Source organism: Flavobacterium azizsancarii, assembly GCF_027980145.1.
In the GTDB taxonomy this organism is placed as follows: Bacteria; Bacteroidota; Bacteroidia; order Flavobacteriales; family Flavobacteriaceae; genus Flavobacterium; species Flavobacterium azizsancarii.
In genome coordinates this window covers 15277-29298 of record NZ_JAMZNK010000003.1, presented here as the reverse complement: position 1 = coordinate 29298, position 14022 = coordinate 15277, and the positions used below count along the sequence as shown (strand labels likewise).

Sequence of the window (14022 nt, the reverse complement as noted above, 5' to 3'; positions counted from 1 at the left end):
TTCTTTAATTGATCTTTTTTTGTTTAATTACCAATGTTTCGTTTCCGTTTTTCTGAAATTCATAGTCTGAGGATTCAAGAGTTACGATGAAATCAGAATTAAAATGATTAATGATGTCTTCTAAAATTTCCGATTTCACTGCATTTAAATTTAATATCGGAAATATTCTTATTTCTTTACATATTCGTAACATCTCACTAATTGATTGAATGTGAAAATCCAATCCTAGTTGCGAATATAGAATCAAAAAATGGGAGCTTAAGCCCAAATCAAATTCCAATGCTTCGTATTTTGTTGGCGTCGGCAACTGATGATAAATATATCTTTGTTGTTCTTTTCCTATTTCAAAATCGTCAATAAAGTTGGCCATTGCGCTCATGCGAATTTGCTCCAATTCATCTACGTTTTTAATGTTTTTCCAAACGAAATTCTCCTGATTAGCTCTCGTTTGTTTTATAACGGTTTCTTTAGTTTCGTCGATTCTTTGTTTTAATTGGGCTTTTGTAAATTGATAAATAGGATCTAATGAAACCACCTTTTTATCAAATTTTGTCATTTCTGAATTGAAACTTGCAGGTCCATCCCCAAAACTGATAATACTACTATTCAAATCGGAATCAGTTAATTTAAAAATTTTGATATATTCCTCTAAACTTCGACCCCATGGAACTACACTTTTTAATTCAAAAGCCATGACTTTAATTTTTACTTAATTCTTGTAATGTATTCAATGCTTTTAATCCTTTTCCGGAGAACAAGCTTTCTTTAGCCAATTCAAAACCTTCTAGTGGAGAACATTTTGTAACGGTTGCAATTGCCATTGCTGCATTTGCACAAACAACATTATTCTGTGCTTCGGTTCCTTTTCCGGAAATGATATTGGTAAACATATCTGCCGATTCTTCGATGGTTTTTCCGCCTTCGATTTCGTTTTGTTTTAAAAGTCTAACGCCAAAATCTTCTGGTTTCAACATTCCTTCCATGTGTGATGTTATCGTTTTGGTTGGGCCTGTTAAGGAAATTTCGTCATATCCGTCAAGCGAATGTAAAATCGTAAAATTGATATCTGTATTCTGATATAAATAAGCATACATTCTTGCCAATTCAAGATTGAAAACTCCAACCAGTTGATTTTGTGGGAATGATGGGTTTACCATTGGTCCCAACATATTAAAGAATGTTTTTACAGCTAATTCTTTTCTTATTGGTCCAACATTTTTCATTGCCGGGTGAAATAAGGGAGCGTGTAAAACACAAATTCCCGCCTTGTCAATACATTTTTCCAGAAAATCAGCATCATTGCTGAATTTGATTCCCATTTTTTCCATTACGTTACTTGATCCTGAAATAGAAGAAACTCCGTAATTTCCGTGTTTAGCCACTTTTATTCCGGCTCCCGCTGATATAAAGGATGCCAAAGTCGAGATGTTGAAAGTGTCTTTTCCGTCACCACCAGTTCCGCATAAATCGATTGTATTGTATGCTGATAAATCAACGCGAACGCATAATTCTAACAATGCTTCACGAAATCCCGAAAGCTCATCGATTGTAATGCTTCGCATCATAAATACGGTCAAAAATGCCGAAATCTGACTTGGGTTGTAACTTCCGCTTGAGATATTAATCAATACGTTTTTGGCCTCTTCTTTAGAAAGCACTTCGTGATTGATTAGTTTATTTAATATATTTTTCATTTTTTCTTTTAAGTTGCTAAGGTTCTAAGTTGCTAAGTTTTTTGAGAACTGAGACTGAGACTAAAAACTGAGACTGTGACTGAATACTATTTTAATGTTCATTCCCCTGATAAATCCACATGGGTTCTGTTTTTCCCGCACGTTCAAATCCGTTCTTTTTATAGAAATCAACTGAACGTCCGTCTGCTGTAAGCATTTGCATGTGAAAGTGACTGTATTTCTCCTGCATTTTATCTACAATCAATTTTCCAATTCCTTTTCCCTGATATTCCGGAAGTACTAATAAATGCGGATAATAAACAGTTAAAAATCCGTCAGAAATTGCATTCCCAAGTCCAACTAGTTTTTTTTCTTCCCAAGCTGTAATTAAGGTTTCAGAGTTTAAAAGACCATTATACAATTCGTTTGGTTTACTTGCTGAACTCCATTCATTTGCTTTGTATAAAATCAAAACATCTTCAATATTGATTTCTTTAGTTTCTGAAATAGTAATCATTTTTTAAGGTTCTAAGTTGCTAAGATTCTGAGTTGCTAAGGTTTTTTTCTGAGACTGAGACTGTAAACTGAAAACTAGCTTTTTATCCAGTTTTCAAGAATCCTTTTTCCATTTGGAGTCAAAACACTTTCAGGGTGAAACTGAACGCCTCTTACATCAAATGTTTTGTGTCTCAATGACATAATTTGTCCGTTTTCATCGATTGAAGTTGCTTCAAGAACATCTGGCAAATTGCTATCAACAACCCACGAATGATATCTTCCTACTTCGAATTCGTTTCCTAAACCTTCAAATAAAATTTCGTCTGAAACTACTGTTTTTACATTCGTGGCTACACCATGATACACTTTATCAAGATTAGAAAGAGTTCCGCCAAAAACTTCTCCAATTGCCTGCTGTCCTAAACAAACTCCAAGAATGCTTTTTGTCGGAGAATATTTTGCAATTACCGCTTTTAATAAACCTGCTTCATCCGGAATTCCAGGACCTGGAGAAAGTAATATTTTATCGAAAGATGCAATTTCATCAATATCAAATTCATCATTTCTATATACGGTAACTTCACAATTTAAATCCTCTAAATAGTGTACTAAATTATAAGTGAAACTATCGTAATTGTCTATAACTAATATTTTTTTCATTTTTATTTTTGTTTCAGGTTTTCTTTGTTTCAAGTTTCAAGTTCTGTGACAGAAAACTGCGACTGAAAACTGATTATTTTTTTACTTTTCTCGAACGTATTTTTCAGTGATAATACGGTCTATTCCTAATTTTTCTACTTTTTCGATTCCTTTTTGAGTTAAGGTGTCATTTTTAATTTTTACTGTAAACTCAAATTTTCCATTTTCCCATTGTCTGTTATTGAAGAACTCTAAATTTTCAGTATAAATACTATCCTTTAAAGTGTATTTTCCGCCTCCGCCAAAGAATACTGCTGAACTATCTTTTCCGTTATTCAGATCATGATTGAAAAAAGCAAAATGCGTATCATTTATAATTTTAATCATTTTTGTTTTTGGATTGAAAGTCGAGAATGTCGAATCTTTCTCAGTGGTTTCTGCTGATATCAATCGCCAGGTTCCATTTAAAGGAAGTGCCTTTGAATCTTTCTTAGTTTCACAAGAAATGAATGATACAACAACAATCAAAAAAGCAATAATATTTTTCATAGGTTTTAGGTTTAGGTGTTATTTGTTTCAAGTCTGACGTTCCAACAACTTGAAACATGGAACTAAAAAAACTTGAAACTAAATTTTCTCCGCCATTTCCAGTGCTGTATTCAAAGCTCTTAGTTTATTATACACTTCCTGCATTTCACTTTCTTCGTCTGAGCTGGCAACAATTCCTGCTCCGGCCTGACAATGTAATTGGTGATTTTTACTCAGGAAAGTTCTGATCATGATCGCGTGATTAAAGTTGCCTTCAAAATCCATGAAACCAATTGCGCCTCCATAAAAATTACGATTTGTTTTTTCATAGTCTTCAATCAATTGCATGGCTCTGTGTTTTGGTGCGCCGCTCAAAGTTCCTGCCGGAAAAGTATCTGCAACAACTTGCATAGTCGTAGCTTTTTCATGTAAATGTCCTGTTACTTTAGAAACCAGGTGAATCACGTGCGAGAAAAACTGAACTTCTCTGTATTTTTCTACGTTTACATCGTGTCCGTTTCTGCTTAAATCATTTCTCGCCAAATCGACTAACATTACGTGCTCGCTATTTTCTTTTTTATCCTCAGAAAGTTGTTTGGCTAAAACCGCATCACGTTCGTCATTTCCTGTTCTTTTGAAAGTTCCGGCAATTGGGTGAATCTCCGCTTTTCTGTCTTTTACGATAATTTGTGCTTCAGGCGAAGATCCAAATATTTTGAAATCTCCATAATCAAAAAAGAACAAATATGGAGATGGGTTAATGCTTCTTAAAGCACGATAAACATTAAATTCGTCACCTTTGAAACCTTGTGTAAAACGACGAGATAAAACCAATTGAAAAACGTCACCGCGGAAACAGTGCTTTTTGGCTAAAGCCACATTGTGTTTGAATTCGTCATCGGTTAAGTTAGAGAAACCTTCGCCTTCTTTTGTGAATTTATAAGATGCAATATTTCTGGATTGCAGCAATTGTTCAATTTCAGAAATATTGTTTCTTCGGTCTACGCTATGACAAAAAATATAAGCTTCGTTTTTAAAGTGGTTGATGGCGATAATGTTTTGATAAACTGCATAAAATACATCAGGAATTAAAGTAGCAGTATCTTTTTTTGCAATCGAAACTTTCTCGAAATAGCGAACAGCATCATAAGAAATGTATCCAAATAAACCGTTATTAATGAATTTAAAATCATTTTTTTCTGATTTAAACTGACCTGAAAATTCCTGAATTACTTCCGGAATATTAGTCGAAGCATCAATATTAATTTGCTCCGCTGTTCCGTCAGGAAAAGTCTTTGAGATGATTTCGTTTTCTATTTTAATTGTCGCAATCGGGTTGCAGCAGATGTAAGAGAAACTATTATCATTTCCGTGATAATCACTACTTTCAAGCAATAGACTATTAGGAAATTTATCTCTGATTTTAAAATAAATACTTACTGGCGTAATTGTATCTGCCAGAATTTGTTTGTAATGTGTGTTGAGTATAAAAGGTTTCAAAGTATGTTGTTTTTAGTTTTTAATTTATTTTAAGTTTTGACCAAAAAAAAAGGCTTGTCGTGATGACAAGCCTTTTATATTTATAGTTTTACAGTACCATAGGAAGCTTTGTTCACGACGTTTGACGTAAATTCTTCCACCACCAAGTATTGTTTATTATTGTTTTCATATTTTATTTTGATGGGACAAAGATATAAATGTAATTTGAATTAGAATACATAAAATTTCAAAAAAAACTTTTCTAATTTTTAAAATTTGTTAAATTTCATTCCTTGGATAGGTTTAATTGTCTAATTTCCAATTGCAATTGTATTGTTTTGGTTCACTCTAAAATCTGGATTTCCTTTGATATTAGGCGTTGTAAACAGTTCACTGTTTTTAACTTTTGTAAAACCAATTTGAAAATCAGGATTACTGTAAAATTGCTGAATAGCCTGATTTGCACCACCTGCTTCACTCGTAATTCCGCCATTGCAGCTGTTAACGATTAGATTTTTGAATGTGATTTTAGATAAGTTTACATCTCCATTTCCAATATTTCCTTCTAGTAAAACAAAAGGACTAAAGCCTGAAATAATACTATTTGTTAGATTAAAAAAAGTATTTTCTCTTACGTAAACAGATTCTCTTACAAGACCTTGATTGTTCTCTTCCAGATTAACTAATGTAATGTTATTGGCATTTATCTTAGTCAGTTTTTTAGACATATCCGTGTTTCCAATTTTATCATAGGAGTCTACTTCAAAACATCTGGACCCTGAAACATCTGATGAAAATGGGTGGCGAATAGCAATACTATTGCTTATATTAATTTGGGCACCTTGTGTAAAATCAAAATCATCGTCTGTAGTTCTGTATGAAACGAGGTTAGTCATGTTTAAATCGCCACCATAACATTCAAAAGAATCATCATTAGAATAACTAATCTGAATATTACTCAAAATTGTTTTTCTTCCAACACCCGCTAGCGAAAGTCCGTTAAGTTCTTTGGCGGCGCTAAGCTTTCGTCCGGAATATTCTATTCGAACATATTTTAAGATACCTGAATTGTCTTCGGTATCCTGACCACCGTAATGATTTAGCATAGGTTCAAGATCAAAAGGTAAAGTGTGTATGCCTCCAATGGTATTTATAGGAGCTTTCCCTAAAATGATAATTCCGCCCCAGTCGCCGGGTTTTCTTTCTGTAATTTCTTTATTTGATGTAAAAACAATAGGATCAGTTTCAAGACCTTCGGCAATAATTTTCGAACCATTGGTAATAACGAGAGTTCCACAAGTTTTATCATCTCCACGAATAACCGTTCCGGGTTCTATAGTCAAAACTGCATTTTTGGTTACATAAACAACCCCAACTAATTGATACGTATTTCGTTTTAATAGTTTAGTGTCTTTGTCAATAGTTCCGGCAATAATATTTGTCGCCTCATTATATTCAGTATTGGCAGGTTTAAAATTCGTCCAGTTGCTCATCCAGTTAGTGTTGCCAATAATCCCTTTAACTTGTTGTTGTGCTTGTATAAAAAAAGTGCTTAGAAGCATAATAATTGCAATACGTACTTTTGTTTTCATAACTATGATGTTGATTTCTAGTTTTGTTTTTTAATGAGTCCAAAATTAGAAGGCGAATGTTAATCAAAGTCTTATATGCTATTACGAAAGCGTTACGCTACTATTAAGAATGTTATCTTTTTGAAATTAGTGTAAAAAGAAACCCCAATAGTTTTAGAACCAATGGGGTTTTTTTTATAATAATAAGAATTGTATGCGAATTTAAAATATTAGAATTTTAAAGCAACAGTTAATTCGAAATCATCATTGATAGTTTTGTCTCCTAAGTTTTCGAAGAAGTTACCAGAGTTGTATTTGATATCGTATTTAGTTCTGTCAACTTTGAAAGCTGTTGTAGCAGTATTTCCAGCTACAGTGATATCAAAAGTTACAGGTTTAGTAATTCCTTTAATAGTTAAATCAGCAGTTACAGCATAAACGTCAGTAGATTTAGTACTGATAGTTTTGAAAACTAATTTTGCAGTTGGGAATTTATCAGTTCCAAAGAAATCGTCAGCTTTCAGGTGACCATTCAATTTCCCTTGGTATTCTCCAGTTAAATCTGTAGAAGTCAATGAAGTCATGTCAACAGTAAAGCTACCACCAGTTAATTTTTTTCCTTTAAAAACTACAGCACCGTCTTTAAAATTTACAGTTCCAGAGTGTTCTCCAGTTACTTTTTTTCCTACCCATTTGATAGTACTTGCTTTAACGTCGATTTTTTTAGTTTGAGCATTTACTGAAATACTAGCCGCTGCTACGAATAATGCTATTGCAATTGTTTTTAAATTTTTCATGTTGTTTAAATTGATTGTGGATTAATAATAATTATATAGTGATAAATAATTCCTCGTTTGATTTTCTGACTTTTTTGTAGTGTTGCGTATCATCTTCACCATGTCTGTAACCTACAGTAGCAATTACTGACGCGTTTAGACCTAGTTTGTCTAAACCTAAGATTTCATTGAATGCTGCAGCATTAAATCCTTCCATTGGTGTTGCATCGATTTTTAATTCAGATGCAGCGCTTAATAAAGTTCCTAAAGCGATATAAGTTTGTTTTGCTGTCCAGATGTTTTTAGCCTCTTGCGATAAATTAGCAATTGTACCTTTCATCATATCTGCAAATCCAGCCAAAGCATCAGCAGGAACACCTCTTGTTTCGCTAATGTTTTTGATGTATGCATCTACAGATTCTGCTCCTGCGTTTAAGTCATTTGCAAAAATAAACAATTGAGACGAATCTGTAATTTGAGTTTGCCCGTAAGCAGCTGCTTTTAGCTTTTCTCTAATTTCCGGATTTTCTACGATAATAACTTTATAAGGCTGTAATCCGTATGAAGAAGCACTTAATCTAACCGCTTCTTTTAAAGTATTTAAATCTGCTGAAGATATTTTTTTTGTTGCGTCAAATTTTTTGGTCGCATATCTCCAATTTAGATTGTCTAATAATGTGCTCATAATATTAATTTTGTTGGGTTCTGTATTTTTCTAATAATTTATTTAATAATTCTAATTCTTCAGGACTTATATTCTCAGCAAATGCACGTTCATGTTCATCCACCTTCGGGTCTAATTCTTTCAAAACATCTAATCCCTTTTGGGTGATCAAAACTTCAATTTTACGTCTATTGCCGGGGCAAACATTTCTGGTAACAAAATCCTTCAAGAGCAGTTTATCTACTAATCGGGTTGTATTACTCGTTTTCGCCAGCATTCGTTCCTGTATTACACACATATTAGCAGGATTTCCTTTTTGTCCTCTTAATATACGTAACACATTATATTGTTCTCCGGATAAATCATACGGTTTTATCAACTCGTTGAAATGATCCAGAATCACGTTTTGCGTGTACATGATATTCAGAATAACTTTTTTCGCATTATCCATCTTAACTGTACTTTTTATAACCTCTTCAATTGTCATAGTCGTAAGTGTCTAATTTGTATATACAAATGTATATCTTTTAATAGTTGTATATACAAATGTTGTGTTAATTTTTTGTTAATTGAGTTAGAGCTAAATTGAAGATATATAAACCCTATATAATTAGTATAAAAATAATGTATTTTTTTAAATTAAAACATTGCTATCATGATATTTAACGATTGTTTAAACTAATCCATTTTAGAAAGTAATTCTGAAGGGGTTACTTTTTTTACTCTTTCTTAAATGCTGTCGGGCTCTGCGCGCTACTTCGGTAGCAAGCTTTTATCCCTCACGCAATAAAAAAAAGCAGAAACCTGACCGATTTTTAAACCTGTCGGGTTCGATAATTATTAAAAATAAACTTTATTGAAATTCAGATAAAAGAAATCCTTTTGAGATCTCTTTAAAGTTTAAAACCTCTTTTTTTATCCAGGTATCATCGTGTCCAAGTTCTTTTGCAATTAGTTTCGCCACTTTTTCTGAAGATTGAATTGCAGCTCTGGCGTCTAAAAACAGTAACCGAACACGTCTTGCCAGAATATCGTCTACCGTTCTGGCCATTTCATATCGAATCGCCAATACAACTTCTGCCATGGTAAACTCATGATCGGGATGTAATTTTTCGTTTAGTTCAGGATTGTTCAGTTGCAATTCGATTATTTTAGCAATATCAGAACCATAGATATACAAATGATTTTCTCTGTCTAAAGTTGTAGTGACTTTGTTTCCATGAATAGCAAGATGTTGCGTAACACATTGTTTTTTAATTAGTTTACCTGTACTAATGGCTTTATTTATAATGTCTTCGGCGATTTTTCTGTAAGTAGTCCATTTTCCTCCCGTAATCGTAATTAGTCCGGTTTCTGAAACAATGATTTTATGACTTCTGGAAACCTCTTTAGTACTTTTTCCTTCTTCTTTTGGAGCCGCCAAAGGGCGCAAACCTGCAAACACAGATAAAACATCACCTCTGCTAGGCTTTTTTGCCAAAAAACGTTGTGCTGTTTTAAGTACAAATTCAATTTCGCTTTCTAAAGCAATAGGTTCTAAACTTTGTTTTTTGATGAGAGTATCAGTTGTCCCAACAACGATTCGATTATGCCACGGTACCGCAAACAATACACGTCCGTCACTTGTTTTTGGAATCATCAAGGCATGATCACCCGGTAAAAATGATTTATCAAAAACAAGATGAATTCCCTGACTCGGTACGATATATTTTTTATAAACCGTATCGTTTAATTTCATTATGGCATTTGTAAAAACGCCAGTTGCATTGATTATCGCAGATCCTTTTAGATCATATTTGTCTCCCGTTTCCTGATCTGAAACCCGAACACCAGTTATCTGGTTTTTATCGTCTTTTAATAAAGCGACAACTTTTGTATAGTTTAAAAGGCAAGCACCTTTTTCGACAGCTGTTTGCGCAAGGTTAATAGCCAGACGCGAATCATCAAATTGCCCATCGTGATAAATAACACCACTTCTTAAACCGTCTTCTTCTACGTTAGGCAACATTTCTATTGTTTTTTTCTTCGAAATATATTTTGAACTTCCTAAACTTAAACTGCCCGCCAGTAAGTCGTAAAATTTTAATCCGATAGTATAAAAAGAACCGCCCCACCAATTATAATTCGGAATCACAAAAGATTGATTTTTGACTAAATGACCTGCATTCTGAGCCATTAAGCCCCGCTCTTTTAGTGCTTCCCGTACCAAGTGCAAATCGCCTTGTTCTAAATAGCGTACGCCGCCATGAACTAATTTTGTACTTCTGCTAGAAGTTCCTTTTGCGAAATCTACTGCTTCGACCAGAATAGTTTTGTATCCCCTGCTCGCGGCATCAAGAGCAGTTCCTAGTCCGCTTGCTCCGCCGCCTATTACAATAACATCCCACTTTTTAGTGTTTTTTAAAGTCGATAACTGTTCTGAACGTTTCATATTGTAATTCTTAGATTTCTTTTTGAAGGCGTTTATTTCTAATAACAAACATAAGGAAAAAACAAAACCCGACTAGTTTTTAAACTTGTCGGGTTTGATTTATATTAAAAAATATATTTAATGAGGAAGTTTGTCCTTAAAGAAACCGTAAACCCACGTTCCTAAAATGGCACTTATTAAAGTCACAACAATTACAGTAACTCCAGTTCCAATTTGCGCAAAAAGTGGTCCGGGACAAGCTCCGGTAATTGCCCATCCAAAACCAAATAAAAGTCCGCCGTAAATTTGTCCTTTATTAAAGGTTTTAGGCTGAATTTCTATTTTTTCTCCCTGAAGGGTTTTGATATTAAATCTTTTAATGATCTGAACAGATATAAGTCCAACCACAACGGCACTGCCAATTACGCCATACATAAAAAAGGATTGCAAGTGAAACATTTCCTGAATGCGATACCAGCTGATGATTTCGGCTTTTACGAATACAATTCCAAAAAGAATTCCGACCAACATATATTTTAGGTTCGAGAATCCCGAATCTTTGAATTGACTTCCGTTGGTTCCTTCAGTGTCTGTGTTTTTGTTTTCTAAATTATTCATTTTTGAAATTTTAAAGTGAAAGAATATAAGGTAAAATCAAAAGAGACATAATAAAACCGCCAATCATAAAGCAAATTGTTGCTACTAATGAAGGCCATTGCAAATTTGAAATTCCCATAATCGCATGACCGCTGGTACAGCCGCCTGCATAACGCGTACCAAAACCAACCAAGAATCCTCCAACGACGATCATGATAAATCCACGAAGCGTGAATAAACTTTCCCATGAAAAAAGCTGTGCTGGCAATAATCCTGAATGATCGGTGATTCCGTATGTCGCTAATTGCTCAGAAAGCTGTGGTGTAATTTCAACCGGATTTCGATTGGCTAAAAAATGCGACGCGATAACTCCGCCAAGGAAAATTCCGAAAACGAAGAATAGATTCCAGCTTTCTTTTTTCCAGTCGTATTTAAAGAATGAAATATTTGCCGGAATACAAGCTGCGCAAATATGACGAAGCGAAGAACTAATCCCGAAAGATTTATTCCCGATAATCAATAAAATAGGAACTGTTAACCCAATTAACGGACCTGAAACGTACCAAGGCCAAGGTTCTTTTAAAATTTCTAATAGAGTCATAATTTATTTTAAAATTAGATTTTTAATTTTTTTACCATTAAGATATTAAGGAGATTAAGATGTAGCAACTTAATGAGTCTTGATAAAGAAAGATTAAGAATAATTTGCCTGATAAACTTAATGTCTTAATGGTTAAATTTTACGTTCAATTTATGCTTTAAACTTCATTTTTAAAAGCCAGCAACTTAATTCTCTTAATATCTTAATGGTAAAATAAAAGTTATGCTTTCAAAACCTTGCTCTGGCAAACGAAATCTGATTTTGGAATATTGGTTTTTGCGATTGCTCCAAAACCACCTTCGATTTCGGTAAAATTTCTAAAACCGCGGGCTTGTAATATAGAAGCTGCTATCATACTTCGATATCCGCCGGCGCAATGCAAATAAAAATGTTCATTTGGGTCAATGTCTTTTACCCAGTCATTAATAAAAGCAAGCGGTTTATTGTAAGCATCGTCAATATGTTCTGCGCTATATTCGGTTTCTTTACGAATGTCGATTACTTTATCTTCTTCAATTTTAAATTGACTGGCAAATTGTTCTGCTGAAATTCGGTTAACTTTATCAGTTTCAAGACCAGCTTTTTCCCAAGCTTCAAAACCACCGTCAAGATGTCCAATAATCGAATCAAAACCAACACGGCTTAAACGTGTTACTGTTTCTTCTTCAAGACCAGCTTCTGTAACTAATATTATAGGCTGTTTTACATCGGCAACCAAAGTTCCTACCCACGGTGCAAAATCACCATTGATCCCAATGTTGATAGATTGCGGAATAAATCCTTTATAGAAATCGGCACTTTTTCTGGTGTCCAGAATCAATGCTCCCGTTTCTTCGGCAACAGCCTCAAAATCTTTTACATCAATCGCTTTCATTCCGTTATGCAAAACCGATTCAAAACTTTCGTAACCGCCTTTATTCATTGCCACATTCATACTAAAATAAGCTGGAGGAGGTAATAATCCTTCAGTAACTTCGCTGATGAATTCAGCTTCCGTCATGTTCGCACGCAAAGCATAATTGGTTGCTTTTTGATTACCAATAGTCGAAACGGTTTCTTTACTCATGTTTTTCCCGCAAGCGCTTCCTGCACCATGCGCAGGATAAACGATAACATCATCTGCAAGAGTCATGATTTTATCTCTTAACGAATGATATAAAATTCCTGCCAATTGATCTTGCGTCATTCCGGCTGCTTTTTGAGCCAAGTCCGGACGACCAACATCGCCAATAAATAATGTGTCTCCAGAGAAAATGGCGTGATCTTTTCCGTTTTCATCAATCAGCAAATACGTCGTGCTTTCCATGGTATGACCCGGAGTATGCAACGCTTTAATCGTAATATTTCCCACTTTGAATTCTTGTCCGTCTTTGGCAGAAATACAATCAAATTCACAAGCCGCATTAGGTCCGTAAACAATTGGCGCCTGAGTTTCTTTGCTCAAATCGATATGACCTGAAACAAAATCAGCGTGAAAATGCGTTTCAAAAATGTATTTGAGTTTTACGGCATCGCGTTCTAAACGATCTAAGTAAGGTTGAATTTCTCGTAAAGGATCAATAATTGCGGCCTCTCCGTTTGAAGTAATATAATAAGCACCTTGTGCAAGGCATCCGGTGTAAATTTGTTCTATTTTCATGATATGTATTCTACAAATAAGGGAATACAAAGGTAACCTACTTTTTACTTTAAACAGGTAACTTATGTTACACAAATTTGATTTTTATATAAAAAAAAGTTTGATGGTTTTACCATATAAAGCCTATAGGAAATTTAAAAAGACGCATCTAAAAACTAATTGCACTTTTAAGATTGACGGTTTCACGATATAAATCTGGGAAATAAATTTAGGGCAGACTGTAATTATGTGCAAAGCTAAAATGAGCTTATATAACTTATATAGTAAAAAGAAAAAACTACGTAATTTTACAACTCTACAAAAATCATTGATATGAACACAGAAGATTTATTGAATCAGATTGCTTTTATAAAAGAGATTGATAAGGTTAAATATATTCAGCGCAAAACGAAACTGTTTAATAGTGACCGAAACGAAAACGACGCAGAGCACAGTTGGCATCTGGCTTTGATGGCGATTGTTTTAGCAGAACATTCAAATGAGCCTATTGATGTTTTGAAAATCGTAAAAATGGTTTTAATACATGATATTGTAGAAATAGATGCCGGAGATGTTTTTATATACGATACACAAAAAAGTCACGATAATACCGATGAGGAGCGATTGGCGGCGAATAGAATTTTTGGTTTACTACCCAAAAAACAAGCTCAGGAAATCATTGCCATCTGGGAAGAATTTGAGGCTGGAGAAACCAATGAAGCAAAATTCGCAAAATCTATGGATCGATTAGAACCTTTATTACAAAATACGTCTAATGAAGGAGGGACCTGGAAAGAATTTGACGTGGCTTATAATAAGGTCTACGAAAAAAAGAGCGTCATAAAAAAAGGTTCAATTACATTATGGCATTATGCCGAGGGATTAATAAATGAAAGTGTAGCAAAAGGAATTTTGAAGAAAGATTAAATTTAACTATATAAGTGATATAAGTAAATTTAAGTATAATC

15 protein-coding genes are annotated in these 14022 nt (G+C 34.0%); 1 reads left to right on the top strand and 14 read right to left on the bottom strand.

Translation table 11 applies throughout. The features are described from left to right. Positions 1–4: 4 nt before the first annotated feature. The 14 genes from NJT12_RS02290 to NJT12_RS02225 all read right to left on the bottom strand — a co-directional run bounded on the left by NJT12_RS02290 (position 5) and on the right by NJT12_RS02225 (position 13075). Complete coding sequence (locus tag NJT12_RS02290) at positions 5–694, bottom strand: hypothetical protein (RefSeq protein WP_271334318.1); 690 nt, start codon at positions 692–694, stop codon at positions 5–7. Positions 695–698: 4 nt separating this feature from the next. Continuing rightward, complete coding sequence (gene trpD, locus NJT12_RS02285; RefSeq protein WP_271334317.1) at positions 699–1694, bottom strand: anthranilate phosphoribosyltransferase; 996 nt, start codon at positions 1692–1694, stop codon at positions 699–701. Positions 1695–1785: 91 nt separating this feature from the next. Further along, positions 1786–2190, bottom strand: a complete 405-nt coding sequence (locus tag NJT12_RS02280; RefSeq protein ID WP_271334316.1) for a GNAT family N-acetyltransferase — start codon at positions 2188–2190, stop codon at positions 1786–1788. A 74-nt stretch (positions 2191–2264) separates the two neighbouring features. After that, complete coding sequence (locus NJT12_RS02275) at positions 2265–2831, bottom strand: anthranilate synthase component II (RefSeq protein WP_271334315.1); 567 nt, start codon at positions 2829–2831, stop codon at positions 2265–2267. An 81-nt stretch (positions 2832–2912) separates the two neighbouring features. After that, positions 2913–3359: a hypothetical protein gene (locus NJT12_RS02270; RefSeq protein WP_271334314.1), complete on the bottom strand. Its 447-nt coding sequence runs from the start codon at positions 3357–3359 to the stop codon at positions 2913–2915. Between the two features lie 78 nt (positions 3360–3437). Beyond that, positions 3438–4838, bottom strand: coding sequence for an anthranilate synthase component I family protein (locus NJT12_RS02265; protein WP_271334313.1), 1401 nt, complete (start codon positions 4836–4838; stop codon positions 3438–3440). A 290-nt stretch (positions 4839–5128) separates the two neighbouring features. After that, on the bottom strand, positions 5129–6409 hold the full coding sequence (locus NJT12_RS02260; protein ID WP_271334312.1) for a hypothetical protein: 1281 nt from the start codon (positions 6407–6409) through the stop codon (positions 5129–5131). A gap of 209 nt (positions 6410–6618) precedes the next feature. Next, positions 6619–7185 carry a YceI family protein gene (locus NJT12_RS02255; protein WP_271334311.1) on the bottom strand — a complete coding sequence of 189 codons (567 nt, stop codon included), beginning with the start codon at positions 7183–7185 and terminating at the stop codon, positions 6619–6621. A 31-nt stretch (positions 7186–7216) separates the two neighbouring features. Further along, a complete protein-coding gene (locus tag NJT12_RS02250; protein ID WP_271334310.1) occupies positions 7217–7849 on the bottom strand; it encodes an NAD(P)H-dependent oxidoreductase in 633 nt (210 codons plus the stop codon). A gap of 4 nt (positions 7850–7853) precedes the next feature. After that, positions 7854–8315 (bottom strand): MarR family winged helix-turn-helix transcriptional regulator, encoded by a 462-nt coding sequence (locus tag NJT12_RS02245; RefSeq protein WP_271334309.1) that lies wholly within the window; start codon positions 8313–8315, stop codon positions 7854–7856. A gap of 366 nt (positions 8316–8681) precedes the next feature. Beyond that, positions 8682–10259 carry a glycerol-3-phosphate dehydrogenase/oxidase gene (locus tag NJT12_RS02240; protein WP_271334308.1) on the bottom strand — a complete coding sequence of 526 codons (1578 nt, stop codon included), beginning with the start codon at positions 10257–10259 and terminating at the stop codon, positions 8682–8684. 117 nt (positions 10260–10376) lie between these two features. Beyond that, on the bottom strand, positions 10377–10856 hold the full coding sequence (locus tag NJT12_RS02235; RefSeq protein ID WP_271334307.1) for a DUF6691 family protein: 480 nt from the start codon (positions 10854–10856) through the stop codon (positions 10377–10379). Between the two features lie 10 nt (positions 10857–10866). Beyond that, the gene (locus tag NJT12_RS02230; protein ID WP_271334306.1) at positions 10867–11436 is read right to left on the bottom strand and encodes a YeeE/YedE family protein; all 570 of its coding nucleotides are present in this window, start codon (positions 11434–11436) and stop codon (positions 10867–10869) included. Between the two features lie 220 nt (positions 11437–11656). Next, complete coding sequence (locus tag NJT12_RS02225) at positions 11657–13075, bottom strand: MBL fold metallo-hydrolase (protein WP_271334305.1); 1419 nt, start codon at positions 13073–13075, stop codon at positions 11657–11659. Positions 13076–13387: 312 nt separating this feature from the next. On the opposite strand from NJT12_RS02225, the gene NJT12_RS02220 reads away from it, so the two are divergent. Beyond that, the gene (locus NJT12_RS02220; RefSeq protein WP_271334304.1) at positions 13388–13981 is read left to right on the top strand and encodes an HD domain-containing protein; all 594 of its coding nucleotides are present in this window, start codon (positions 13388–13390) and stop codon (positions 13979–13981) included. Positions 13982–14022: the final 41 nt, after the last annotated feature.

What these genes read in the sequence shown, in the direction of transcription:
- NJT12_RS02290 (WP_271334318.1), bottom strand. Translation starts at nt 694, where the DNA reads ATGGCTTTTGAATTAAAAAGTGTAGTTCCATGGGGTCGAAGTTTAGAG.
- trpD (WP_271334317.1), bottom strand. Translation starts at nt 1,694, where the DNA reads ATGAAAAATATATTAAATAAACTAATCAATCACGAAGTGCTTTCTAAA.
- NJT12_RS02280 (WP_271334316.1), bottom strand. Translation starts at nt 2,190, where the DNA reads ATGATTACTATTTCAGAAACTAAAGAAATCAATATTGAAGATGTTTTG.
- NJT12_RS02275 (WP_271334315.1), bottom strand. Translation starts at nt 2,831, where the DNA reads ATGAAAAAAATATTAGTTATAGACAATTACGATAGTTTCACTTATAAT.
- NJT12_RS02270 (WP_271334314.1), bottom strand. Translation starts at nt 3,359, where the DNA reads ATGAAAAATATTATTGCTTTTTTGATTGTTGTTGTATCATTCATTTCT.
- NJT12_RS02260 (WP_271334312.1), bottom strand. Translation starts at nt 6,409, where the DNA reads ATGAAAACAAAAGTACGTATTGCAATTATTATGCTTCTAAGCACTTTT.
- NJT12_RS02255 (WP_271334311.1), bottom strand. Translation starts at nt 7,185, where the DNA reads ATGAAAAATTTAAAAACAATTGCAATAGCATTATTCGTAGCAGCGGCT.
- NJT12_RS02250 (WP_271334310.1), bottom strand. Translation starts at nt 7,849, where the DNA reads ATGAGCACATTATTAGACAATCTAAATTGGAGATATGCGACCAAAAAA.
- NJT12_RS02245 (WP_271334309.1), bottom strand. Translation starts at nt 8,315, where the DNA reads ATGACAATTGAAGAGGTTATAAAAAGTACAGTTAAGATGGATAATGCG.
- NJT12_RS02240 (WP_271334308.1), bottom strand. Translation starts at nt 10,259, where the DNA reads ATGAAACGTTCAGAACAGTTATCGACTTTAAAAAACACTAAAAAGTGG.
- NJT12_RS02235 (WP_271334307.1), bottom strand. Translation starts at nt 10,856, where the DNA reads ATGAATAATTTAGAAAACAAAAACACAGACACTGAAGGAACCAACGGA.
- NJT12_RS02230 (WP_271334306.1), bottom strand. Translation starts at nt 11,436, where the DNA reads ATGACTCTATTAGAAATTTTAAAAGAACCTTGGCCTTGGTACGTTTCA.
- NJT12_RS02225 (WP_271334305.1), bottom strand. Translation starts at nt 13,075, where the DNA reads ATGAAAATAGAACAAATTTACACCGGATGCCTTGCACAAGGTGCTTAT.
- NJT12_RS02220 (WP_271334304.1), top strand. Translation starts at nt 13,388, where the DNA reads ATGAACACAGAAGATTTATTGAATCAGATTGCTTTTATAAAAGAGATT.